This window comes from Ewingella sp. AOP8-B2-18 (assembly GCF_052376015.1).
GTDB classification, from domain to species: domain Bacteria; phylum Pseudomonadota; class Gammaproteobacteria; order Enterobacterales; family Enterobacteriaceae; genus Ewingella; species Ewingella allii.
This window is the reverse complement of sequence record NZ_JBQSVB010000002.1, coordinates 1-26,256: the sequence shown is the minus strand read 5'-3', so window position 1 is coordinate 26,256 and position 26,256 is coordinate 1. Positions and strand designations below refer to the sequence as shown.

Annotated in this window: 16 protein-coding genes; 11 read left to right on the top strand and 5 right to left on the bottom strand. The window is 54.7% G+C overall.

Translation table 11 applies throughout. From position 1 onward, the window contains the following. Positions 1-49: 49 nt before the first annotated feature. A complete protein-coding gene (locus tag ACT3RR_RS04410; protein WP_353502908.1) occupies positions 50-2,290 on the bottom strand; it encodes a sensor domain-containing phosphodiesterase in 2,241 nt (746 codons plus the stop codon). A 706-nt stretch (positions 2,291-2,996) separates the two neighbouring features. On the opposite strand from ACT3RR_RS04410, the gene mgtE reads away from it, so the two are divergent. Continuing rightward, on the top strand, positions 2,997-4,436 hold the full coding sequence (gene mgtE / locus ACT3RR_RS04405; protein WP_353502910.1) for a magnesium transporter: 1,440 nt from the start codon (positions 2,997-2,999) through the stop codon (positions 4,434-4,436). 209 nt (positions 4,437-4,645) lie between these two features. After that, positions 4,646-7,642: a PAS domain S-box protein gene (locus tag ACT3RR_RS04400; protein WP_496199839.1), complete on the top strand. Its 2,997-nt coding sequence runs from the start codon at positions 4,646-4,648 to the stop codon at positions 7,640-7,642. Between the two features lie 9 nt (positions 7,643-7,651). On the opposite strand, the gene alkA is transcribed toward ACT3RR_RS04400, so the two are convergent. Next, complete coding sequence (gene alkA, locus ACT3RR_RS04395) at positions 7,652-8,536, bottom strand: DNA-3-methyladenine glycosylase 2 (protein WP_496199838.1); 885 nt, start codon at positions 8,534-8,536, stop codon at positions 7,652-7,654. Positions 8,537-8,757: 221 nt separating this feature from the next. On the opposite strand from alkA, the gene yegD reads away from it, so the two are divergent. Then, positions 8,758-10,110, top strand: a complete 1,353-nt coding sequence (gene yegD, locus ACT3RR_RS04390) for a molecular chaperone (RefSeq protein ID WP_496199837.1) — start codon at positions 8,758-8,760, stop codon at positions 10,108-10,110. A gap of 58 nt (positions 10,111-10,168) precedes the next feature. Here yegD and ACT3RR_RS04385 read toward each other — a convergent pair whose 3' ends face one another. Next, positions 10,169-11,125, bottom strand: coding sequence for an aldo/keto reductase (locus ACT3RR_RS04385; RefSeq protein ID WP_496199836.1), 957 nt, complete (start codon positions 11,123-11,125; stop codon positions 10,169-10,171). Between the two features lie 270 nt (positions 11,126-11,395). Here ACT3RR_RS04385 and ACT3RR_RS04380 point away from each other — a divergent pair, with 270 nt between their 5' ends. The 8 genes from ACT3RR_RS04380 to ACT3RR_RS04345 all read left to right on the top strand — a co-directional run bounded on the left by ACT3RR_RS04380 (position 11,396) and on the right by ACT3RR_RS04345 (position 24,631). Next, positions 11,396-12,655 carry an MdtA/MuxA family multidrug efflux RND transporter periplasmic adaptor subunit gene (locus ACT3RR_RS04380; protein WP_496199835.1) on the top strand — a complete coding sequence of 420 codons (1,260 nt, stop codon included), beginning with the start codon at positions 11,396-11,398 and terminating at the stop codon, positions 12,653-12,655. After that, positions 12,655-15,777 carry an MdtB/MuxB family multidrug efflux RND transporter permease subunit gene (locus tag ACT3RR_RS04375; protein WP_353502916.1) on the top strand — a complete coding sequence of 1,041 codons (3,123 nt, stop codon included), beginning with the start codon at positions 12,655-12,657 and terminating at the stop codon, positions 15,775-15,777. Before ACT3RR_RS04380 ends, ACT3RR_RS04375 begins: the two co-directional genes overlap by 1 nt. Then, positions 15,774-18,887 (top strand): multidrug efflux RND transporter permease subunit MdtC, encoded by a 3,114-nt coding sequence (gene mdtC, locus ACT3RR_RS04370; RefSeq protein WP_353502917.1) that lies wholly within the window; start codon positions 15,774-15,776, stop codon positions 18,885-18,887. The genes ACT3RR_RS04375 and mdtC overlap by 4 nt, the downstream gene beginning before the upstream one ends. Then, positions 18,884-20,359 (top strand): multidrug transporter subunit MdtD, encoded by a 1,476-nt coding sequence (gene mdtD / locus ACT3RR_RS04365; RefSeq protein WP_485903718.1) that lies wholly within the window; start codon positions 18,884-18,886, stop codon positions 20,357-20,359. Before mdtC ends, mdtD begins: the two co-directional genes overlap by 4 nt. Beyond that, positions 20,356-21,741 carry a two-component system sensor histidine kinase BaeS gene (baeS, locus tag ACT3RR_RS04360; protein WP_496199834.1) on the top strand — a complete coding sequence of 462 codons (1,386 nt, stop codon included), beginning with the start codon at positions 20,356-20,358 and terminating at the stop codon, positions 21,739-21,741. The genes mdtD and baeS overlap by 4 nt, the downstream gene beginning before the upstream one ends. After that, on the top strand, positions 21,742-22,461 hold the full coding sequence (gene baeR / locus ACT3RR_RS04355; protein ID WP_034792146.1) for an envelope stress response regulator BaeR: 720 nt from the start codon (positions 21,742-21,744) through the stop codon (positions 22,459-22,461). A gap of 160 nt (positions 22,462-22,621) precedes the next feature. After that, entirely contained in the window at positions 22,622-22,960 is a 339-nt protein-coding gene (locus ACT3RR_RS04350) for a YegP family protein (RefSeq protein WP_353502920.1), read from the top strand. 525 nt (positions 22,961-23,485) lie between these two features. Then, entirely contained in the window at positions 23,486-24,631 is a 1,146-nt protein-coding gene (locus ACT3RR_RS04345; protein ID WP_485903771.1) for a DegT/DnrJ/EryC1/StrS family aminotransferase, read from the top strand. A gap of 4 nt (positions 24,632-24,635) precedes the next feature. On the opposite strand, the gene ACT3RR_RS04340 is transcribed toward ACT3RR_RS04345, so the two are convergent. Together ACT3RR_RS04340 and ACT3RR_RS04335 are read right to left on the bottom strand one after the other, a co-directional pair. Next, positions 24,636-25,760, bottom strand: a complete 1,125-nt coding sequence (locus ACT3RR_RS04340) for an FkbM family methyltransferase (RefSeq protein ID WP_496199833.1) — start codon at positions 25,758-25,760, stop codon at positions 24,636-24,638. A 34-nt stretch (positions 25,761-25,794) separates the two neighbouring features. After that, on the bottom strand, positions 25,795-26,256 hold a 462-nt coding region (locus tag ACT3RR_RS04335), incomplete at its 5' end, for a Gfo/Idh/MocA family oxidoreductase (RefSeq protein ID WP_496199832.1).

Sequence of the window (26,256 nt, the reverse complement as noted above, 5' to 3'; positions counted from 1 at the left end):
GTTAGCCGCGATCCTGCCCTTTCACAAGGGGAGGATCGCGGTAACGCTTTTAGTTTATTGCCGAGTTTATCGGCTCCTGAACCAGCTGGCTGAGTGGCTCAGGCATTCCAATCAAATATCCCTGCATATAGTCCACGCCCTGCGCCCGCAGTGCTTCGCGCTGCTGTTCGGTTTCCACAAACTCAGCGACTATCGCCAAGTGTTTCATCCGCGCAACCTGACAAATTGACTGCACGATATAGGCATCCAGTGGGTCCGTCATCATGTTGCGCACGAAGCTGCCGTCAATCTTCAGGATGTCCGCCTGAATAAACTTCAAGCGGTCATAACTGGCATAACCCGTGCCGAAATCATCAATCGCAATGCGGCAGCCGTAGTGGCGTAAATCGCGCATGGAGAAATCAGCATATTTCACATTATGCAGTAGGTGAGATTCCGTCACTTCCAGCACGATTTGGAACGGCTCGACCTGATACTGCGCCATCAACGCCTTGAATTGGCTACTAAAAGAGGGGCGACAGAAGGTCGACGGCGAGAAGTTCACCGCGAAGCGCACGCTCGGCAGCTTCTCACGGTTATCGTTGATAAACATGAGGGTGTGCTTCAGCACCCAGATATCCAACTGGTAGGCCAGACCAAATTCATGCACCACCGGCAGGAATTTTTCCGGCGTCATCAACCCGCCCTCGTCATCCTGCATGCGCAGCAGGATTTCATGGTAGCTGTCGCCGCGAATACCGGCGATAGGCTGCGCCATCAGCACGAAGCGATCTTCATCCAGCGCGCGCTGGATTTTATGCAGCATCGCCACTTTGGATTTGATCTCTTTCTGCACCTGACTGTGGTCGCTTTTGTTGGACTCCGGCTTGCCGGTGGTCAACGACACCTCGGCAATACCGCTCAATTCCCCCAGCAGCATGTGCAGATGCTCAACCGGCGGGAAGACGGTGCAGTAGGACAAACCGATATTCGGATGCAGCGGCAGGCCGTTCCAAATCAGGCGAAAATCATCGACGTATTGCTGCAAGCGGTCCAACTTCTCCAGCGTTTCATCACAGTTGAGACGCAACACCAAATCGTACCCCGGCAGGTGATACACCCTCTCCCCTTCCTGCAAGAAAGGCCGCAGGCCAGTGGCCAGTTGCTGTTTGAACTGAATGCGTAACTGCATGCCGTAGTTGCGGCTGAGCACGTCCATTTCCGACACGCGAACAAAGCAGAGTAAAGAGCGCGGATAGCGCGATAAGTCACGATTGAAGGCCCGCAGGTTCGGCAAACCAAAAACCGGGTCCAGCAGGGCGGCCTGTCGGGTCTTTTTCATCAGCTGGCGTTGCATTGACGAGATAGAGGCCATCAGCAGCAGGCAGAGGGTAAACACCAGCATCAGCGCTGAAACAAATACCAGATTATGGACAAAGTCCTTCTCGTTGATGAAGCCGCGATAATTGCTAAACAGCACAATCAGCGCCCCCGTCCAGACGAGCGTAATGAAGTGATAGCCGTAGCGCATCGCACCAAACAGCAGCACCGGCAGCAGCAGGGTTAAGGTGTAATCGCTGAGCAGAATTTTGGCAATCGGCTCACTGATCCCCTCCATGCTCAGCAAAATCACCATCACGCTCAGCAACGCAAACCACAGTACAATCTCGACAGACTTCACGCCCGGCGAGCGCTGATTAAGCATGATTTGGCGCAGCACGCGCAGATAGCGAGGTTTACGCAAAACGCGAAACGTCAGGTACCACAGATGCCCACTCAGCAAGATACCCAGCATCATCGCCTGAAGATTGATCAGGGTCCGCAGCGTCATAAATTCACGGGTCACCATGCCCAGATAGCCCGGCAGCAGTCCCAACTCCACTACGATTTGCAAAATAAAGATGTAGAGGCAGGAGAGGAAAATCACCAGCCAGAAGACGCGCGGGAGCGGCAGACGCAGTAACCCAAAGGTCGCAGACCAGCGTTTACCGGCATGCCAGCGATAACCGGCCCAAGAAACGCTCAGGCAGAACAGATAAATAAGCGTCAGTAGCGATGCCATTTCGGCGCCGATACGCAGGTCATAGCGGATGAACATACCTATCGCGATACCCGGCAAGGCGCGCCAATCAAAGACCATCATTAGCGCTACACACACCGCCAGCGGCATGTACATCAAATAAGTACGACCTTCCGGCAAGAAAATAATGGGCGAGAAGTAAGACGAGATATTGATAAACACCAGTGCGCACAGCAGTGGCAGGCCCCACCAGTGGCGGCTGTATTCACGCCAAGATAAAAATTTACTCATAGGATATGCCATGTTTTTCCGCAGGCGATCCACGCAGGTCGCGTGCTGGAATCATTGAGAGGCCAGATGAACGGTCAACAACGCCAAAGAAACAACGGGTTTAAGGAAACGTCAAAAGACTGGCCACAAAAAGCGGTAAAAACAGATTTCGCAGCATCACTAAAATAAAACCAGATTCTAAGTTGGCTCATATTAAACTATTTGATGGGGATCAATAAACCTAGACTTTGCTAATTAGCGTAAAAATCGCCTCAAATGCATTCACTCAAGAGTGAAAAAATATCTTATAAATTTCATACATGTATGTTTCCCTGCCGGATATTTTTATTCACAATTCAATTCAGCGCCCATAGTGCGAGATTATTCTGAATATCCTGACGGAACACTCCTACAGAATGAGACTTTTCTGGCTGGGTTAGGCGTTGTGCTATATATTGATTATGCGAATGAGTCTGTTTTAAATCATTATTTCACCCTGGTGGAGCTACGGTTTAATAAGCTGAAATTACTATGTCTAAAAAAGCCAACATCAAGATGACTAAGATCGTATTAGCGATCAGCTTTATTATTTTATTCGGCCGCTTGGTCTACTCCGCCGTCGGGGCCTGGTCACATCATCAAACTCAAAAGCAGACTCAGGTAGAACAATCGACGACACCGGCACCCTGATATTTTAGTTCTGGAATTCAAAGGATAAGGACGCAGCATGTCTGCCAATAAGCATCGCTATCACGTACAAAAGCTGGCGGAAACACGTACCCGCATCCTCAACCTGCTGCTAGACAGCGACGACCTTGCCGACAGCATTCTCGGCGAATCCAAAGATATCGACCCTGCCACGCAGTCCCTGCTAATGGACCAGACTGCCGAGCTCAGCAATCTGATTGACGGGCTGCATCCGGCTGACCTTGCCGATATTTTAGAAGCCTTGCCGGAGCGCGAACGTCTGGCGCTGTGGCGTTTAGTCGATCCCGCAGATCGCGGTAAAGCCTTAGTAGAAGTCTCAGAAACCGTCTGGGACAGTCTGATTGAGGAAATGAGCGACAAAGACCTGCTGAAAACCATGTCGCTGCTGGACGTGGATGATCAGGTTTATCTGGCGGAATATCTGCCACGTGACCTGATGGGCCGCGTGCTGACCTCGCTGGATCCGCGCCAGCGCGAAAAAGTGCGCGAAGTGGTTAAGTTCGGCAAGGATACCGTCGGGCGAATCATGGATTTCGAGCTGCTGTCCGTGCGCGCGGATGTCACGCTGGGCACCGTGCAGCGCTATTTGCGCTACCGTAAAGACATTCCCGAAGCCAGTGACAAGCTGTTCGTCACTGACCGAAACAACATGCTACTTGGCGAGCTGCCGCTCACCACCATTTTGCTTAACTCGCCGCATCGCCAGGTTTTCCAGGTGATGAACGATGACCCAACCTGCTTCGAACCCGAAGACAAAGCCGAAGACGCGGCCAGTGCCTTCGAACGTTATGACTTAATCACCGCGCCCGTCATCGACAAAAAGGGCAAACTGATGGGTCGCCTGACGGTCGAGGAAATTGTCGATTTCGTTAATAACGATACCGACACCAATCTGCGCCGCATGGGGGGCTTAAGCCCGGAAGAGGACGTGTTCTCGCCTGTAGGCAAGGCAGTGAAAAACCGCTGGGCGTGGCTGGCCATTAATCTTTGCACCGCGTTTGTCGCGTCGCGGGTGATCGGCCTGTTTGAAGGTACGATTTCGCAACTGGTGGCGCTGGCGGCATTAATGCCGATTGTTGCCGGTATTGGCGGTAATACGGGTAATCAGACAATCACGATGATTGTGCGTGCTCTGGCGCTGCATCAGGTGCAGCTCGGCAATCTTAAATTCCTGATATTCAGGGAGTTGGGCGTCGCACTGATCAACGGTCTGGTGTGGGGTGGCCTGATGGGCATCATTACCTGGCTGCTGTATGGCGACTGGGAGATGGGCGCGGTCATGACATTGGCGATGGTGCTCAATCTATTAGTTGCCGCCAGCATGGGGGTGATTATTCCATTGACCATGGTAAGGCTTGGCCGCGACCCGGCGGTGGGCGCCAGCGTGATGATCACCGCTATCACCGATACGGGCGGTTTCTTCATCTTCCTTGGATTGGCAACAATTTTCCTGCTTTAACTCCCCCTTTGCTGCGCCTTATTCTCAAGGCGCAGCAAAGGTTTTACTCTTCGTTTTCCCTGATAAGGCCATAGCTGACTCCTTCAGCTCATTAAACCCATAAAAACCTGATCTTCTTCTCACTCAAGGTTCGTTATCAATTCATTACTGTTGTAGAATTCAGCAAGCTTATCGTTCGTGGCCGGACGGGTTTAAGAAAGGGTTTTGCCGTGGAAAAGAACATATCCCGTCTGGATTCACAGTCACCCATCAGTTGGAAAATCCTGTTGGTTCTGGCCGTGAGCATCTGCCTGCTGGCACTCGCCTGCATGAAGGTCATCCAGCAATCCTCCAGTCTGGCGTCGGTATGGTTGCCGACGGCACTGCTCATCCCGGTTTTATTCCACCATCGCTACCGCGACTGGTTTCCGCTGTTTTGCGCCGCGGGCTTGGGCATCGCCGCCTCCCACTTTTTGGCGTACTCGTGGTCTACGAGCTACCTGCCCTACCTATTTATTAACTTGTTAGAGGCGGGCACCTGCGCGCTGCTGCTGCGACGCTTTCTGCCCACCAAGGACCCGCTCTCTGGTCTGGCGAATTGGGCAAAATTCCTGCTGGTGGCCGTGGTGTTCAGTCCGCTGCTCAGCGCCATTATCATGACGATCTTTGTCCAGCACACCCTTGCGCCACAGGCGTCAGAGCAAAGGTTCGCGACCTGGTTTATGTCCGAGGCGGTCGCCATTTTGGCACTCACTCCGCTGGGTTTGATTTACCAGAGAGGCTATCTACAGCAACTTTTCCACAACTCAGGCCGCCTGCTTGAGCTGATGGCGACCCTAATTATCAACATGGTGGCGGCTTTTCTGGCGCTAAAATGGCTGCCTTACCCCTTTGCCTTTATCACCATTCCTCTGCTGTGGGCGGCGATACGCTTGCCGCGCGTTGAGGCATTTTTCATTTTCCTCTGCCTGACCCTGATGATTGCGCTGCTGCAAACCACCGGCATTATCGACATCGTTCCGCACATTACCGTGGTGCCGCCGGGCCTGCTTTTCACGCCGCTGCTGCTGATTCTGCTACCCGCCAATGCCATGGCGATGGCGATGCACGCCCTGCGCGTCGAGAAGTCACACATTACTCAGAGCGAAAACCGTTTTCGCAATGCGATGGAATATTCCGCCATCGGCATGGCGCTGGTGTCGCCACAGGGCAAATGGCTACAGGTGAATAAAGCCCTGTGCAATCTGCTGGGTTATGAGGCGGGCTACCTGAAAACGCTGACATTTCAGGAGATTACTTACGCCGAGGACCTGAGCAAAGACCTGACGCTACTCCAGCAACTGCTCGACGGCGAGATTCAGAACTACCAGATGGAAAAACGCTATCTACGCCGTGATGGCGAGATTGTTTGGGCACTGCTGGCGGTTTCACTGGTGCGCGATGATGAGCAAAATCCGGTCTATCTCATCGCTCAGATTGAAGATATCAATGAGCTAAAACACACCGAAATCACCAATAACCGGCTGAGCGAAGCTCTGCACGAAGAGAAAGAGCTACTGCACATCACGCTGAATGCCATCAATGATGCCGTGATCTCCACCGATCAGCAGATGAACATCACCTTTATGAATCCGGTGGCGGAGAAGATGACCGGCTGGAGTCAGCAGAAGGCGCAGGGCAAGCCGGTCAGCGATGTGGTGCACTTGACCATTGGGCCAGACGGCGAGCTGATTAACGACCTAATGGCCATGTACAGCAGCCAGTATCTGCACTCCTCCCTCGAGCAATCGCTGATTTTGCACGGCTATCACACCGGGCAGTTCGACGTGCAGCTGGCGATTTCGCCAATGCGTAAACTAAATGCCGAGCCAATCGGCTTAGTCTTGGTGCTACAGGACGTAAGTAAATCGCGTGAGCTGATGCGCCAACTCAGCTACAGCGCCTCCCACGATTTGCTTACCGATTTAGCCAATCGCGGCAGCTTTGAAGATAGCCTGAAAGAAGCGCTAAAACTGACTGCCGAGCAGCAGCAACATCACAGTCTGGCCTTTATCGATCTCGACCATTTCAAGGCGGTCAATGACACCGCCGGGCACGCGGCGGGAGACGAGTTGCTGCGCCAATTAAGCCATCTCATGCAGGATCATATTCGCAATAGCGACCGGCTGGCTCGCCTCGGCGGCGATGAGTTTGCCCTATTGCTGTTAGACTGTCAGCACGAGCAGGGTTTGCAAGTGGTGAAGTCATTAGTCAATAAAATCAATGAATTCCAATTCATGTGGGAAAATCAAATTTACCGCATTGGCGCCAGCGCGGGCATTACGCGCATCACGGACGCTTCCCTCAGCAGCAGCGAATACATGGCCCAAGCCGATGTTGCCTGCTACACCGCCAAAAATCGCGGCCGGGGGCAGGTATTTGCCTATGAAGAGCAGCAAAAACGCTTATTGGCCTCCCACGCCGTGCTGTTCCGCCCCGAGGATATTCGCCGCGTGCTGAATGAAAATCAGCTGTCGCTCAACTGCCGCGCCGCGTCACCACCGAAAACGCCGCTTTCCGTCTGCTTCTATCAACTTTCGCTGCAATTCGTGCAGCCGGTGAATGGCATTCAGCACGCCGAATTGCTGTTGGAAGCCGCACGATTTTACGACATGATGCCCGAAATCGACCTGTGGATGCTGCGTCAGGTCCTCGAGGTTCATGCTAAGGGTATCAATAATAAGGGAATTTGCGTGGCTATCCCGCTCGCCACGGAAAGCCTGCTGCAAGAGAGTTTGCGGCAAGAGTTAAATCGCCTGCTGGATAACACCCTGATGCCGATGGGCTCGGTGAATCTGATGATTGAACCCGACGTGTTGCTCAAATATGAGCATCTGCGGCGGTACGTTGCCGAACTGAGGCAGCGTGGTTGTAAAATCGTACTGCGCAACGTTGGAAAAAATCTGAATGAATTTAATGCCTTGCCGGAAGGCAGTGTGGATTACGTGCAAATCGACCCGACCTTTATGAGCCAACTACACTATAACCAGATGGATGAAGTGCTGGTGACGATTCTCCATGGCAACACTCATCGGCTGGCGGCGCAGACGCTGGCTGGCCCGGCAGATTTAAACGAAACCTTGGAAAAGCTGACCAGCATTGGCATTGATTTGGTGGAAGGCGATACTATCGCGCCGCTGACGTCGCTCAATACGCTGCTCAACACCGGCTATTTTGGCATTCATTAAGCAGGCAGTTTACGTCTGCGGCTCATCGTCGGGTAGAAAGTCATTATTGGCCCACAGATGCAAGGTGGCGTAAGTGCGCCACGGCTGCCAACGCTGGGCGTAGCGGGCGATTTTGCCCGGCGTCGTGTCAGGAAAACGCTGCTTGATCAGGTAGTCGCCGCCGAGAAAAACGTCCGGCGCTGACCAGGCCCGCATGGCGATATAGCTGGCGGTCCAGCCGCCAATCCCCGGCATCGCCAGCAGCTGTTTCACGCCCTGTTGCACATCCGGCATGTTATCCAACGGCAGGCTGCCCTCCGCCACCGCCCGCGCCACGCCAATCAAACAGGCCGCCCGTTTGGCCTGCACGCCAATACCGCGCAGGTCATCCACGCTCAGTTGAGCAATGCGTTCCGGCGTCGGGAACAGGTGGGTTAATCCGGCAAAAGGCGTGTCGATGGCTTCGCCCCAGTTCTGCGTCAGCCGCGTCGCCAGCGTCGCCGCCATTTTGACACTCACCAGCTGGCCGAGGATCGCCCGCACCGTGAGTTCAAACCGATTGATACACCCCGGCAGCCGCAGCCCAACGTTGTTTTGCGCCAACTCCCCTAGCCCGGCGGCAATCAGGTGCGGATCTGCGTCTAAATCCAGCAGCAGGCTAACCTGCCGCTCAACGCGCTCTGCCACAGGTTCAAGCGACGGCGAGAGGCTCAGCTCCACGCAATTTCTTTCCGGCAATGGCCGTAAACGCAGCCACCCCGCAATAGTGCCGGTTTCAGACTGCACTAGCAGCGTGCGCTGGTAGAAGCCATCCAGCATCTGTTCAACGCCCGTTAAGGCGCGAGCGCCAAGGAAGGAGGTCATCCAGTCCCAGTCGTAAGGCGGCGTATAAGGGAGGTAGCGGGGTTTAGTCACGGGGCGGGCCTATTTATTTTTGGAAATTAAAGGTAACAGGAAAAAAGCGGGAGTTTCAAATGCGTCTTTTGCTTTTAAACTCCCAGTCTGATGTTACTCCTCCTCAGGCAAGGGGAGGGAGCAAAGCAACATCCACTGTAAGCTCCAACCCCACACTTAAATTTGAAATTAAAACCAAAACCACATAAAGTCCCCCCCCTTCTTTGGCATGGGGAACCGTGATGTTTATTGGATTTGACTACGGCACAGCGAATTGCTCGGTAGCAGTGATGCGCGGCAATGACGCCCACTTATTGGCGTTGGAAAACAACGATCCTTATTTACCCTCCATGCTCTGTGCGCCTACGCGTGAAGCGGTCAGCGAATGGCTGAACCGTCATGGGCAGGTTCCGACGGGCAGCGATGAGAATTTAGCTCTGCTGCGCCGCAGTATCAGTTTTAACCGGGAAGAAGATATTCCGGTCAATGCCAACAGCGTTAACTTCGGTTTGCACGCGCTTTCTACTTATATGGAAGACCCGGAAGAAGTCTATTTCGTGCGCTCGCCGAAATCCTTCTTGGGCGCTAATGGCTTGAAACCGCAACAAATTGCCCTGTTCGAAGACTTGGTCTGCGCCATGATGTTCCACATCAAGCGTCAGGCTGAATCTGCTTTGCAGCAGAGCATCGAGCAGACGGTGATTGGTCGCCCGATCAACTTTCAGGGGATGGGGGGCGAAGAGGCGAACCGTCAGGCGCAGGGCATTTTGCAACGCGCTGCCGAACGCGCGGGCTTCCGTGATATCGCCTTCCAGTTTGAACCCGTCGCGGCGGGGCTGGATTTCGAAGCCACGCTGACAGAAGAGAAAACCGTGCTGGTGGTGGATATCGGCGGTGGTACTACCGACTGCTCGGTGTTGCTGATGGGCCCGCAGTGGCGTGATAAAGCCGAACGCCAGCAGAGTTTGCTGGGGCACAGCGGCTGCCGCGTTGGCGGTAACGACCTCGATATCATGACCGCCTTCAAACAGCTGACCCCGCAACTGGGCATGGGCAGCGAAATGACCAAGGGGATCGCCATTCCCGCGCTGCCTTATTGGAACGCGGTGGCGACCAATGACGTGCCAGCGCAGGCTGATTTCTACAGCGTCGCCAATGGCCGCATGCTGCGCGATTTGATTCGCGACGCCGCGCAGCCTGACCAAGTGAAGCGCCTGCTGAAAGTCCACCAGCAGCGCCTGAGCTACCGTCTGGTCCGCGCCGCGGAAGAGAGCAAAATTGCGCTGTCGGAGCGTGAAAGCGTGATCGCCGGACTGGAGTTTATCGAAGCCGGTCTGGCGGAAAGCATCAGCCAGCAGCAGTTGAGCGAGGCCATCGCCCAGCCGCTGGAGCGTATTCAGGAGCAGGTGAATCTGGCGCTCTCTACCAGCGACATCAAGCCGGACGTGATCTACCTGACTGGCGGCAGCGCCCGTTCGCCGCTGTTGCGCGCCGCGTTGCAGGCACAGCTGCCGGGCATTCCACTGGTCGGTGGCAACGACTTTGGCTCTGTCACCGCCGGTTTGGCGCGCTGGGCACAAACGCTGTTCCGCTAAGATTTAGCCGCAATAAAAAACCGCCCGAGGGCGGTTTTTTTGTTTCTCGCTGGCTGACTTATTCCCAGCGGCTGCCTTCATTGATCAACGCAATATCGGCATCATCGAGTTTCAAGTTGGCGGCCGTTGCCAGCTCGTCTAGCTGCTCGAGGGAGGTCGCGCTGACAATTGGCGAGGTGATGCTTGGGCGGGCGATTTGCCACGCCAGCGCCACCTGCCCCGGCTTGACGCCGTGTTTCTCCGCCACGCTGTCGAGTGATGCCAGCACCTTCAGTCCGCGCTCATTCAGGTAGCGCTCAACCACCGACTCGCCGCGCTTACTTTTGCTGGCATCTGCCTTGGTGCGGTACTTCCCGGTCAGGAAGCCAGCGGCAAGGCCATAGAAGTTGATCACGCCCAGGCCGTTGTCCGTCACCACCTTCTCTAACGCTTCTTCGTAGACTTTGCGGTCATAAGGGTTGTAGAGCGGTTGCAGGGTTTCATAGCGCGCCAAGCCGTTCTCTTTACTCACCTTTAAGGCTTCTGCCAGGCGCGGCGCGCTGTAGTTCGAAGCACCAATGGCGCGCACTTTACCCTCTTTAATCAGGGCGTCGAAGGCCGCCATCGACTCGGCTAATGGCGTGTCGGCGTCGTCATCGTGCGACTGGTAGAGGTCAATATGGTCGGTTTGCAGGCGCTTCAAAGAAGCTTCAACAGCCTGTTTAATGTAGCGCGGCGATAAGCCTACTTTGCCCTCGCCCATCGGCTTGCCGACCTTGGTCGCCAAAATAATCTGGTCGCGCTTGCCGGTTTTTTTCAGCCATTTGCCGATAATAGTTTCTGATTCGCCGCCGCTGTGGCCTTCAACCCAGCTGGAATAGACATCGGCGGTATCAATAAAATTAAGCTTATGGTCAAGTAAGGCGTCGAGAAGGCTAAAAGATGTGGATTCGTCCGCCGTCCAGCCAAATACGTTGCCACCAAAAGTGAGCACCGGCACCTGAATTCCTGAACGACCTAATTCTCTTTTACTCATAACGTTTCCCTTTTTCTGACGTGAATAATGCTTCGCTTATTAACTATTTTAAGGTGAACAATAACAGTAGCATTGGTTCAAAAAAAGTCAGGCAGAATAAGGCCTTATTTACACAAATTATGAAAATCTCTCCTTATTTCCTCCATTTTTCACTGCCTCCTGCTGGCTACAATATCACCCCTAAAAGAACCGAAAAACGCCCGTAGATCGGCGGAAATTATTGCTACCCTTTAATTAATAAGATTTATCTACCAAGGGAAGACCCATACTGTGCGAAAAAGCCCTCTGAGACTGTTTATTACTTTGCTGGTATTGGTCATTGCCGCGCTGGCGGTATGGTATTTCTATGTCGATAAATCTTCAGCGTCGGGCAACAATACGCCGGGCGCAACCCAGCAGAAACGCGCCTCAGGCTCCGGCGGGGGTCGCCGCAATATGCCGATGCCGCCGGTGCAGGCCGCGCTGGCGGTGGAAAAATCGGTACCGCAATATCTCAGTGGGCTAGGCACGGTAACGGCGTCCAACACCGTGACGGTGCGCAGCCGGGTGGACGGCCAGCTGATGGCGCTGCACTTTACCGAAGGGCAGCAGGTGAAAGCCGGTGACCTGCTAGCGGAAATCGACCCGCGACCGTTTCAGGTTCAACTGACGCAGGCACAGGGCCAGCTCGACAAAGATCAGGCCACGCTGGACAACGCCCGCCGCGATTTGGCCCGTTATCAGCAACTGGTGAAAACCAATCTGGTTTCGCGCCAGGAGCTGGACACCCAGCAGTCGCTGGTTCGCCAGAGCGAAGGCGCGGTAGCCGTGGACAAAGGCGCGGTGGACAGCGCCAAGCTGCAACTGACCTACAGCAAAATCACCTCGCCAATCAATGGCCGCGTCGGGCTTAAACAGGTGGATATCGGCAATATTATCTCCAGCGGCGATACCACCGGCATTGTTATTCTCACCCAAACCCAGCCGATTGACGCCGTTTTCACTCTGCCGGAAGCCAACATCAGCACCATTGTTGAGGCGCAGCGCGCAGGTCACCCCCTGGTGGTGGAAGCTTGGGACAGAACCAATCAGCACCTCTTAACTCAGGGCCAGCTGCTGACGCTGGATAACCAAATCGACCCGACCACCGGCACCATCAAGCTGAAAGCGCGGTTCGACAATCAGGATAACGCGCTGTTTCCTAACCAATTCGTCAACGCGCGGTTGAAAATCGGCACCCTGCAAAACGCCGTAGTGGTGCCGACCGCCGCCGTGCAGATGGGCAACGAAGGCCACTTCGTCTGGGTGGTGGACAATGAGAAGAAAGTCAGCAAACACATTGTTACCACCGGCACACAAGACAGCCAACAAACGGTGATAACCGGCGGACTGAGTGCCGGGGAAAACGTGGTCACTGACGGCATTGACCGTCTGACGGAAGGCGCGACCGTGGAAGTGATTGCGCCGCAAACCGCCGCGCAGGCTGCCGAGGCGGAGAAAAACGCTGAGAAACACGCGGGCAAACACCATCGCCAGAGGTCTTCTTCCTAATGCAGGTGATGCCAGACAGACCACAGGGCGGCCCTTCCCGCCTGTTTATCCTCCGCCCGGTCGCCACCACGCTGCTGATGATCGCCATTCTGCTGGCGGGCATTATTGGCTATCGCGCCCTCCCGGTCGCCGCGCTGCCGGAGGTGGATTACCCGACCATTCAGGTGGTGACGCTCTATCCCGGCGCCAGCCCCGATGTCACTACGTCCGCCATTACCGCCCCGCTGGAGCGCCAGTTTGGGCAGATGTCCGGCCTGAAACAGATGCAGTCGCAAAGCTCCGGCGGCGCGTCGGTTATCACCTTGCAGTTTGGCCTCGACCTGTCGCTGGACGTCGCCGAACAGGAAGTGCAGGCAGCCATCAACTCTGCCACCAACCTACTGCCGACCGACCTGCCGAACCCGCCGGTTTATAGCAAAGTTAACCCGGCTGACCCACCCATCATGACGCTGGCGGTGACCTCTAGCGCGATGGCCATGACGGAAGTAGAAGACTTGGTGGAAACCCGCGTGCTGCAAAAGCTGGCGCAGGTCAGCGGCGTCGGCCGGGTGAGTATTTCCGGCGGTCAGCGCCCGGCGGTGCGCGTCAAACTCAATGCGCCCGCCATGGCGGCACTGGGTTTAACCAGCGAAGAGGTGCGCACGGCGATTGCGGCAGCCAACGTCAATTCGGCCAAAGGCAGCTTCGACGGGCCGGAGCGCTCGGTGACGCTATCAGCCAATGATCAGATGAAAAGCGCCGCCGACTACCGCGCGCTGGTGGTCAGCTACCAAAACGGCGCGCCGGTCAGATTGCAGGACATCGCGGAGATTGAACAAGGGGCGCAAAACGACAAACTGGCGGCCTGGGCCGATAAAAAGCCCGCCATCGTGCTCAATATTCAGCGCCAGCCGGGGGCCAACGTGATCACCACGGCGGACAGCATTCGCAACATCCTACCGATTCTGCAAGAGAACTTGCCGAAATCGGTCAAGGTCGAGCTGGTGACTGACCGCACCGTGACCATTCGCCACTCGGTGAGCGACGTGCAGTTCGAACTGCTGCTCTCCGTCGCGCTGGTGGTGATGGTGATGTACCTGTTTTTGCGCAATATGGCGGCGACGCTTATCCCCAGCGTGGCCGTGCCGCTGTCGCTGATTGGCACCTTTGCCGCAATGTATTTCCTCGGTTTTTCAGTCAATAACCTGACTCTAATGGCCTTGACCATCGCCACCGGTTTCGTGGTTGATGACGCCATCGTGGTGATCGAAAACATTTCGCGCTATATCGAAAAGGGCGAAACGCCGCTCAATGCCGCGCTAAAAGGGGCTGGCGAAATCGGCTTCACCATCATCTCCCTGACCTTCTCGCTGATTGCGGTGCTGATCCCGCTGCTGTTTATGGGCGATATCGTCGGACGGCTGTTCCGCGAGTTCGCCGTCACGCTGGCGATAGCCATTCTGATCTCCGCGGTGGTGTCGCTGACCCTAACGCCGATGATGTGCGCCCGCATGCTCAGCCACGAATCGCTGCGCAAACAGAACCGTTTCTCCCGCGCTTCCGAACGCATGTTTGACCGGGTGATTGCTACTTACGGTCGCGGGCTGACCGTGGTGCTACGCCACCAGTGGCTGACGCTCGGAGTGGCGCTGGGCACGCTGGCGCTCACCGCCCTGCTCTATTTACTCATCCCCAAGGGGTTCTTCCCGGTGCAGGATAATGGCCTGATTCAAGGCACGCTGGTCGCGCCGCAGTCGGTTTCCTTTAGCAATATGGCAGAGCGCCAGCAGCAGGTGGCGGCGATTTTGCTACAAGACCCGGATGTCGAAAGCCTGACCTCGTTTATCGGCGTGGACGGCGCCAACCCGACGCTGAATACCGGCCGTTTGCAGATAGCTTTGAAGCCGTTGAGCGATCGCAGCGATCGCGTTGATACCATTATTCCGCGCCTGCGCGACGAGGTCGCCAAGGTGCCGGGTGTCGATCTTTATCTCCAGCCGGTGCAGGATTTGACCATCGACACGCAGGTCGCCCGCACGCAGTACCAGTTCACCTTACAAACCCTGACCACGGATTCGCTCGGCCGCTGGGTGCCGCAACTGTTGGAGCAATTACGCACCCTGCCGCAGCTTCAGGATGTCAGCAGCGACTGGCAGGATCAGGGGCTAGAAGCCTATATCAAGGTGGATCGCGACAGCGCCAGCCGTTTGGGCATCAGCCTGACTGACGTCGATAACGCGCTGTATAACGCCTTCGGCCAGCGGTTGATTTCCACTATTTATACCCAAGCCAACCAGTACCGCGTGGTGCTGGTGCACGACACGGCGCAAACGCCGGGCTTTAGCGCGTTGCAGGATATTCGCCTCAATGGCAGCAACGGCAACAGCATTCCGCTCAGCGCCATCGCTCAGTTCGAGCAGCGAAAAACCGCGCTTTCGGTCAATCACCTCGACCAGTTCCTGTCGGCCAGCGTGTCGTTTAACGTCGCGCCGGGTTACTCACTCGGCGAGGCGGTTGAGGCGATTAAACACACCCAGCAAAATCTGGCGATGCCTGCGGATATCAGCGTGCAGTTCCAGGGGGCGACGCTGGCGTTTGAAGCCGCACTCGGCAGCACGCTGTGGCTGATTTTGGCGGCAGTAGTGGCGATGTACATCGTGCTCGGGGTGCTTTATGAGAGCTTTATTCACCCCGTCACCATCCTTTCGACTCTGCCGACGGCGGGGGTCGGGGCGCTGCTGGCCCTGATGCTGGCGGGCAGCGAGTTGGACGTGATTGCCATCATCGGCATTATTTTGCTGATTGGTATCGTGAAGAAGAACGCCATCATGATGATCGACTTCGCACTGGCCGCCGAGCGCGATCAGGGCATGACACCGTACGAGGCCATTTACCAAGCCTGCCTGCTGCGCTTTAGGCCGATTTTGATGACCACGCTGGCGGCGCTGCTCGGCGCGCTGCCGCTGATGCTCAGCACCGGCGTGGGTGCCGAACTGCGCCGCCCGCTGGGGATCTGCATGGTCGGCGGGCTGATTGTCAGTCAGGTGCTGACCCTGTTCACCACGCCGGTGATTTACCTGCTGTTTGATAAACTGGCGCGCCGCGTTCGCCCTCGCACCAGCCACCCACGGACTGACGGATGAAGGTTTTCGCGCTGTTCATCCACCGGCCAGTGGCCACCACCCTGCTGACGCTGGCTATCCTGCTGGCGGGCATTTTGGGCTTCCGCCTGCTGCCGGTCGCGCCGCTGCCGCAGGTGGATTACCCGGTGATTTCGGTCACCGCGTCACTGCCGGGGGCTGACCCGGAAACCATGGCCGCCTCGGTAGCCACGCCGCTGGAGAGCACCTTGGGCACCATTGCCGGGGTGAATGAAATGACCTCCACCAGCACGCTCGGCAGCACCCGCATCACTCTCGAATTCGACTTTGACCGCGACATCAACGGCGCGGCGCGCGACGTGCAGGCGGCGATCAATGCCGCGCAGAGCCTGCTGCCTTCCGGCATGCCGAGCCGCCCGACCTATCGCAAAGCCAACCCGTCCGATGCGCCCATCATGATCATCACCCTGACCTCCGACACCTTCAGTCAGGGCCAGCTTTACGACTACGCCTCCACCCAGTTGGCGCAGACCATTTCGCAGATGGACGGCGTGGGCGACGTCACGGTCGGCGGCAGTTCTTTACCGGCGGTGAGGGTCGACCTCAACCCGGAAGCCCTGTTCAATCAGGGCGTCTCCCTTGACGCCGTGCGTCAAACCATCGCCGCCGCCAACGTGCGCAAGCCGCAGGGCGCGCTGGAAGATGGCAACTCGCACTGGCAAATCCGCACCAACGACGCGCTAAAAACCGCCAAAGAGTATGCGCCGCTGGTGATCCACGTCAGCAATGGCAACACCGTGCGCCTGAGCGACGTCGCCACTGTCACCGATGGCGTGCAGGATCAGCGCAATGCCGGGCAAACCAGTCTGGCCGACGGCAGCGTGCGCCCGGCGATTTTGCTGGTGATCCGCCGCAGCGCCGACGCCAATATCATCGCCACCATTGATAGGATCCGCGCCGAGCTTCCCGCCCTGCGCGAATCCATGCCCGCCTCTATCGACATGCAGGTGGCGCAGGATCGCTCGCCCACCATTCGCGCCTCGCTGGAAGAGGTCGAAACCTCGCTGACCATCGCCGTCGGACTGGTGATTCTGGTGGTGTTCCTGTTCCTACGCTCGGGCCGCGCCACATTGATCCCCGCCGTGGCGGTGCCGGTTTCACTCATCGGCACCTTCGCTGCCATGTATCTGTGCGGCTTTAGCCTCAATAACCTGTCGCTGATGGCGCTAACCATCGCCACCGGCTTTGTGGTGGATGACGCTATCGTGGTGCTGGAGAATATTTCGCGCCATATCGAAGCGGGAATGAAACCGATGAACGCCGCCCTGCAAGGGGTGAAGGAAGTGGGCTTTACTGTGCTGTCGATGAGCGTGTCGCTGGTGGCGGTGTTTATCCCGCTGCTGTTGATGAGTGGCTTGCCGGGGCGCCTGTTCCGCGAATTTGCCGTGACGCTTTCTGTGGCTATCGGCATATCGCTGGTCGTCTCACTGACCTTAACGCCGATGATGTGCGCTTGGACGCTACGCGCCTCCTCCCTGCCAAAACAGCCGAAGAAACGCGGGCTGACTAGCCTGTTGCTGCGCATGCAGCAGGGCTACGGGCGCTCGCTGAACTGGGTGCTCAACCACGCCCGCTGGGTAGGCGTGGTGCTGCTGGCGACCATCGCGCTCAACGTTTGGCTCTATATCTCGATTCCCAAAACCTTCTTCCCCGAGCAGGATACCGGGCGGCTGATGGGCTTTATTCAGGCCGACCAGAGCATTTCGTTTCAGGCGATGCGCGGCAAAATGTCGGACTTTATTCGCATCGTCAGTCAGGACAAAGATGTCGCCAACGTCACCGGCTATACCGGCGGGTCGCGCACTAACAGCGGTATGATGTTTATTTCGCTCAAGCCGCTGTCCGAGCGTAAAAGCAATGCCCAAGAGGTGATTGCCCGCATTCGCGTGGCCGCCGCCCAAGAGCCGGGCGCGGGGCTGTACCTGTCGGCGGTGCAGGACGTGCGAGTTGGCGGGCGGCAGGGTAACGCCAGCTACCAATACACGCTGCTGTCGGACAATTTGCAGGATTTACGCCAGTGGGTGCCGAAAGTCACCGACGCGCTGACCAATCTGCCGGAGCTGGCTGACGTCAGTTCCGACCAGCAGGATAAAGGTGCCGAGATGCAGCTGACCTATGACCGCGCCACCATGGCCCGGCTGGGGATCTCCATTTCGGCCGCCAACGCTCTGCTCAATAACGCCTTCGGCCAGCGGCAGATTTCCACCATCTACCAGCCGCTCAATCAGTACAAAGTGGTGATGGAAGTCGCACCCCAGTACACCCAGGATGTCAGTTCGCTGAGCAAAATGTTTATTATCAACAGCGAGGGGAAATCGATCCCGCTGTCTGATTTTGCCAAGTGGCAGCCCGCCAGCGCGCCGTTGCAGGTCAACCATCAGGGGATGTCGGCGGCGGGGACGGTGTCGTTTAACCTACCGGAGGGTGGCAGTTTGTCCGACGCCTCGGCGGCCATTGAGCGCACCATGACCCAGCTCGGCGTGCCTGCGACCATTCACGGCCAGTTCGCCGGGACGGCGCAAGTGTTTCAGGAAACGCTGCGTTCCCAGCTCTTGCTGATTATCGCCGCCATTGCGACGGTGTATATTGTGTTGGGCATATTATATGAGAGTTACATTCACCCGCTGACTATATTGTCTACCCTGCCGTCAGCCGGAGTGGGTGCGCTGCTGGCGCTGGAGCTGTTTGGCGCGCCCTTTAGTCTGATAGCTTTGATTGGCATTATGTTATTGATTGGTATCGTGAAAAAAAACGCGATTATGATGGTGGATTTCGCGCTCGATGCACAAAGGCGGGGCCAACTCACCGCCCGCGAAGCTATCTTTCAGGCCTGCCTGCTGCGTTTTAGGCCAATCATGATGACTACGCTGGCGGCGCTGTTTGGCGCGCTGCCGCTGGTTCTCACCTCGGGCGATGGTGCAGAACTCCGCCAGCCACTCGGTATCACCATTGTCGGCGGTCTGGCGATGAGCCAGCTACTGACGCTTTACACCACGCCGGTGGTTTACCTGTTCTTTGACCGATTGCGCAGCCGCTTTAGTCCTAACTCAACAACAACCAAAATTGCGCCATTGGCGGATACGGATTTATGACTTCACCGACAGAGATAACAGAAACACCCCCACCCGCACCTTTGCCGCCCTCGGTTCGCTGGCAGCTGTGGATTGTCGCCTTCGGCTTCTTTATGCAGGCGCTCGACACCACCATCGTCAATACCGCCCTGCCGTCGATGGCGGTAAGTCTGGGTGAAAACCCGCTGCATATGCACAGCGTGGTGGTGGCCTACGTGCTGACCGTAGCGGTGATGCTGCCCGCCAGCGGCTGGCTGGCCGACCGTATCGGCGTCAAATGGGTGTTCTTCTCGGCGATTGTTTTATTTACGCTCGGCTCGCTGCTCTGCGCGCAGTCCTCCAGCTTACAGGAGCTGGTGATGTCCCGCGTGGTGCAAGGCGTGGGGGGCGCGATGATGGTGCCGGTCGGGCGGCTGACGGTGCTGAAAATCGTGCCGCGCAGTGAATATATGGCGGCGATGACCATGGTGACGCTGCCCGGACAGGTCGGCCCGCTACTTGGCCCGGCGCTCGGCGGCTTTTTGGTGGAGTACGCCAGCTGGCACTGGATCTTCCTGATTAACCTGCCAGTGGGCATCGCCGGTTGTATCGCCACCATCATGATTATCCCCAATTACCAGATGCAGACCCGGCGCTTCGACATCAGCGGCTTTGTGATGCTGGCGATTGGCATGGCGACGCTAACGCTGGCGCTGGACGGTAGCCGCGGGCTGGGGCTTTCGGGCTGGCAACTGGCGCTGCTGGTGGCGGTGGGTTTGGCATCGCTCGGCATTTACTGGCTGCACGCGCGCGGCAACCTCTCCGCCCTGTTCTCCCTGCGCCTGTTCCACACCGCCACCTTTAAAATTGGCCTGATTGGCAGCTTTTTTGGCCGCATCGGCAGCGGCATGCTGCCCTTTATGACGCCGGTCTTTTTACAGCTCGGCCTCGGCTTCACGCCTTTCCACGCCGGTCTGATGATGGTGCCGATGGTGCTCGGCAGCATGGGCATGAAGCGCGTGGTGGTGCGGCTGGTGAACAAACTGGGGTATCGCCGGGCGCTGGTCACCGCTACGCTGCTGCTGGCCTTGATAACCCTGATCTTCCCACTGATTGCCATTTACGGCGCGTTCTGGATGATCCCTATCGTGCTGTTCTTCCAAGGGATGGTGAACTCGCTGCGCTTCTCGTCGATGAACACGTTGACGCTGAAAGACCTGCCGCCGCGCCTTGCCAGCAGCGGCAACAGCCTGCTATCGATGATTATGCAGCTGTCAATGAGCGTCGGGGTGAGCGTCGCCGGTATCTTCCTCGGCCTGTTCGCCCATCAGCAGGTGCAGGCGGGCAGCGAGAATATGCACACCGCCTTCCTTTATTGCTATTTATGCATGGCCTTGGTTATCGCTATTCCGGCGTGGATTTTCTCCCGCGTGCCGAACGATAACCGAAAAAATGCCCTGATTGACCGTCGCCGCGCGCAAGCAGGCTCACCCGATCCGATGAGAAAATCATGAGACCAGGAATCACCGCCAAGCTGTTTATGGCCATCTTCTTCACCTGCGGCTTGGTGTTAATCACCATGAACTGGGGCGTGAGGATGAGCTTCGAACGTGGATTCATCGACTATATCCGCCAGAGCAATGAGCAGCGCGTCGAGCTGTTGGCTGACACCCTGCAAGACCAGTACAAGCAGCACGGCAACTGGGAGTTTTTGCAAAAAAACGACAAGCTGATCTACCAGATTATGCGTTCGTTTGAGCAGAGTAACGGCAGCAGCCTGCCGCCACAGGGCTGGCGCACCAAGTTCTGGATCCTCGACAGCCATGACCAGCGCATTGGCGGCTCCGACTACCCGATCCCGCCGGACATGCGCGGCCCGCGCCGCGTGATGGTGGTGAACGGCGTGACTATCGGCACCGTGCTGTCGACCCCCGCCGAACGCCTGACGCGCAATGCCGACATCAACTTTGATCGCCAGCAGAATCGCACCAGTTGGATCATCGTCGGCTTCACCGCCCTGCTGGCAGCGGCGGTCACTTGGCTGCTGTCACGCGGCATGTTGGCGCCGGTAAAACGTTTAGTGAAGGGTACGCACCAGCTGGCGGCGGGCAATTTCAGCACCCGCGTTAAAGTGGACAGTCAGGATGAGCTGGGCAAGCTGGCGCAGGACTTCAATCAGCTGGCGACCACCCTCGAGAAGAATGAGCAGATGCGCCGGGCCTTTATGGCCGATATCTCCCACGAGCTGCGCACTCCGCTGGCGGTGCTGCGCGGCGAGCTGGAGGCGATGCAGGACGGCGTGCGCAAGATGTCGCTCGACTCACTCGGCTCGCTCCAGTCCGAGGTGTCGATTCTGACCAAGCTGGTGGATGATCTGCATCAGCTGTCGCTATCAGACGCGGGAGCGCTGGCCTATCGCAAAGAAGGGATCGACATTGTTCATCTGATCCAACTGGCCGAGGCCGGTTTCCGTGACCGTTTCCAGCAAAAGCAGTTGACCCTGACTACCCAACTGCCGGAAAAAGTGCTGCTGTTCGGCGATCCGCAGCGCCTTTCCCAACTGTTCAATAATTTGCTGGAAAACAGCCTGCGCTATACTGATCCCGGTGGCGGTCTGGAAATCATCGCCAGCAAAAAAGACAAATCGCTGCATATTTGCTTCCAGGACAGCGCGCCGGGCATCAGTGACGAGCAGCTTCAGCGCATCTTCGAGCGATTTTACCGTACCGAAGGTTCACGCAACCGCGCCAGCGGCGGCTCCGGCCTCGGACTGGCGATTTGCCAGAACATTGTCGAAGCCCATGGCGGGCGGATTAGCGCTAGCCATTCACCTTCCGGCGGCGTCTGTATGACGATTTGCCTGCCGCTTTCGATCCCACACGGACAGAGAAACTGAATGAACGACTCCACACTCTCCGCCAACGCGCCGTTGAAAATTTTGATTGTTGAAGATGAGCCAAAGCTAGGACAGCTGCTGGTGGACTACCTCGAAGCCGCAGGTTACGCCACTCAGTGGTTGTCCAACGGTAGCGACGTGGTGCCGCTGGTGAAAGCCAACCCACCGGCGATGATCCTGCTGGATTTAATGCTGCCTGGCATCAGTGGCCTGAGTATCTGCCGCGACATTCGCCAGTTCTCCGACATTCCTATCATGATGGTGACGGCGAAAACCGAAGAGATCGATCGCCTGCTGGGGCTGGAGATCGGCGCGGATGACTACATCTGCAAGCCTTACAGCCCGCGTGAAGTAGTGGCGCGGGTCAAAGTTATTTTGCGCCGCTGCGTGCGCCCGGTGGAGGGCGTCAGCGAAGATTTCGGCCTGCATATTGACGAAGCCTGCTTCCAGGCCAGCTATCAGGGCCACGAGTTGGATCTCACTCCAGCAGAATTCCGCCTGCTGAAAACCCTGTCGGTCAAACCGGGTTACGTCTTCACCCGCGAAGTGCTGTTGAATAATTTATACGATGACTACCGCGTGGTAACCGACAGAACTATCGACAGCCATATCAAGAACCTGCGCCGCAAGCTGGAGTCCATCGACGGCGATAAAGCCTTTATTCGCGCGGTTTACGGCGTGGGATATCGCTGGGAAGCCGAACCCTGCCAGATCATTTGAGTGCCGCTACCGGCGGCTGATAAATGTAAAGAACCTGAGAGTCTGTTAAACAGATCACAGTTTTGGTTATAAAAACATCCGGCGGCGGAGTGCTGCCTGTGAAAAATCAGCCATTAACTACACTTATCTCTGGATGAAATCACTCACTGGAGAAACTTTTATGGCTACCGGTCACTACGAACTCAAGAAAGCCAAGAATGGACAGTTCCACTTTAATTTAAAGGCGAGCAATGGCGAGACTATTCTCACCAGCGAAATGTACGCCAGTAAAGCCTCTGCTGAGAATGGCATTGCCTCAGTGCAGTCTAACTCCCCGGATGAGAAGCAGTACGAAGTGAAACCGGCAAAAGACGGTCAGCACTATTTTGTCCTCAAGGCGAAAAATCATCAGATTATCGGCGTCAGCGAAATGTACACCGCCGAAGCCTCGGCCCGTAAAGGCATTGCCTCGGTGACGAAAAACGGCCCAACCACGGATATCCGTGATTTGACCGCTTAGGTTCACCAGAAAATGGGGCGACTTGGAAAGGCAAATCATCCTTTACAACGACTATTTAATGGTCAAATCAGTCTCTGTGATATAAACATTAAATACCCACCTCAGTGGCACTTAAGTGATACCCCAATTGATAAATGACCAAATTTCAGGTTTTACATTGGGGTATCCATAAGTGTCACATGGGAAATTTACCCATTATTGAATAATAATGAATACTCCCTAAAATACTTACTACCTTAGAAATATCATTTAACACCTCATTGAAGTCCGAGACTGTAAAGCCCACTTCCTTTCCGCTATAAGCGGAAGTTCCTCTTCCTACGCCCTTCCACCGCTTACCCATCCCATTGAAATAAAACAACATATTTAATGGCACGGGACTTGCTTAATCATTATTTATTACTGAATTGTGAACAATGAAGTCCTGAGTTACGGCTATTGCTAATAGCGGTAATTCCGACTGATCCATTTTGAAAGCATATAACAGGCATTGCGGAACAAATGAAGACAGCTGACGCAGAAAAGATGAGTGCAATAACCGTAACAAAACCCTTCATGCCACCTTTAGATAAATATCTAGAGTATTTGAAAGATATATGGGCGTCCAAAAACCTTACCAATGGAGGCCCGTTTCACCAAAAACTGGAAACGGCTCTGGCTGAGTATCTAGGCGTGCCTTATGTCTGCTTATTTAACAATGCAACATTAGCGCTTATTGTAGCAATGCAAGCGCTAAGAATTCAGGGGGAAGTGATCACGACGCCCTACTCATTTGTTGCCACCGCACACAGTGTCATCTGGAATCATCTTACACCGGTATTTGTTGATATCGATAAAAACAGTTGCTGCATGGACCCCCATAAAATTGAGCAGGCTATTACACCTAAAACCAGTTTAATCATGCCAGTCCATGTTTATGGCCGCAGCTGTAACACCACGTTAATTGGCGAAATTGCCAATAATTATGGTTTGCGCTGTATTTATGACGCTGCTCACGCCTTTGGGGTTACAGATGAAGGCGGTTCAATTTTAAGGCATGGCGATCTTTCTGTACTGAGTTTTCATGCAACTAAAGTGTTCAATACATTCGAGGGCGGTGCAATCGTTTGTAACGACATTAATATGAAAAAGCGCATTGATTATTTAAAGAATTTTGGTTTCGCTAATGAAACTAAAATTGTCGCATCAGGTATTAATGGAAAGATGAATGAACTTCAGGCGGCGTTTGGCTTACTGCAGTTGGATTATATTGATGAGGCGATTTCCAAACGTAAATCCATTGATAGCTTATATCGCGAGCTTTTAAATGGAGTTTCAGGGATCAGGAATCCTGAACCATGGGATTCTGCGACCCATAATTACAGTTATTTCCCTATTTTTGTTAGCACTGAATATCCTCTGACGCGAGACGCATTATACGACAAACTGAAAGAGGCGGGAGTGCACACAAGACGCTATTTTTATCCATTAATATCGAATTTGCCGATGTATAGTGATTGCTCGGGTGCCACAGCAAGAAATTTGCCGATTGCCAACGCAGTGGCAGATGAAGTTCTTTGCTTGCCCATCTATCCTGATTTAACCCATGATGATGTTGTGATGATCAGCGAGTTGGTGAAATCATCTGCTTGCGTTAGCCATCATACCCCCTCTTCAGAACGGGTTTTTTAAAAAGTTAAACGACTACACGATCAACAGGAATTGCATAAAGCACTAATTCAAAGGACAACTCTGGATGATGGGCTCGTAAATAAAACCTGTAGTTTGGTGAAAGAGATTTAATAAATTGCGGGATCGTAACCAGATCCTCTGGCTTATGGTAGACGCTGATTGCCAGAACAGGTTGATACGATTTAATGGTATCAGCGGCACCATGCAGGGCTTTGAGTTCAGAACCTTCGACATCCATCTTGATGAAAGTAGCTGCATTGCCCTGTAAAGTCGCATCAATGCTACCCACGATAATAGAATTTCCTGTGCTGGCATCACTATTAATATGTGAAGAGAGCTCTTTTCCTGAATGGAAGTACAGAACAGACTCTTTATCCCAAACACCTTTATTAATACACTCGCAAAAATCCATTAAGCGTGTATTTTCTACTAGCTGAGAAAAACTTTTATCATCAGGCTCAAAGGCGATAATACGCTGGGGTAACATTCTATTCTGTCGGGTAATTTCAGCCATAAAGGCTTCAATACTGTCACCATTGTAGGCTCCGCAGTCGATGAAAATCTCATTATCCTTTAATTGAACCACGTCCTGAGGAAAATAATGTTGCGCTTCATAAACGGTATGGCAGTAGCTGCGTTCTGCACAGATACGCTGATTGATAAATGCTACCATTGTCGCCCGGGATTTATCATCCGATAATTCATTATACAGAGTGCTCAAGGGCTGTGCATGGGCCAAGCAAAAATCGGCCGTATAGTATTTTGTGGTATTCACACCAATAAAGGCGGGGTCGAATACCAGTATCTCCTTCGCAGTTCCCTTTAATAATTTAAGCATCTCATCATCAACTATTTGGAGTGCGATGATATAGTTATAGTGTGCTGACCTTTCTATTAGCTCCTCAACAGAAATAACAGGGGCATGATGAAATGAAAAATCTGGCGTAATGTATTTCTCATTTAACCCGACCAAATCAATATCAGTATGCTGACGCTGTAAAAAATCCCACGTCATTTCCCCAAGGCAGCCTGCGCCAATCAAGACCAGAGGCTTGCCATTTTTTTTCATTCTTTCAACTGTGTCGATAAAGTAATTGTTTCTTTCTGTAATCAAATCAAGAAAATTCATGACGTGCCTTTTTCATTCAATGCATAATGGAAAATCAGACATCTACTTTACTATTATGAGTAGCGCTGCGTTGAGCCTGAGTTAAAAAATGTAACCCTCTTATTGCCGCATCAGCACCAATAGTGAATGGTGTTTTCTCATTATTAAGACTTGCCGCGATATCTGCATAATAGTTGGCAAATGCTTCAATAAAACCGGCAGGATGCCCAGCTTTGAATCGGCAATAACGCGATTCTGATGCGACTAAATTATTTGCGGCTGTTCTGTCAATGAGTATATTTTCACCATACACATTATTGAATCGCAAAATTTCCGGATCCATTTGCAGCCATTCAGCACTTCCTTTTTCGCCAAACACGCGAATTTTCAATCCATTTCGGTAACCTAACGCTGCTTTACCAAACCAGTAGTTACACACCATGTCATCCTCATAGCGTGAAACAATATTCACAGTATCAACCACGCCCGGGACCAGAGCAAAATGGCTGTTTACGGC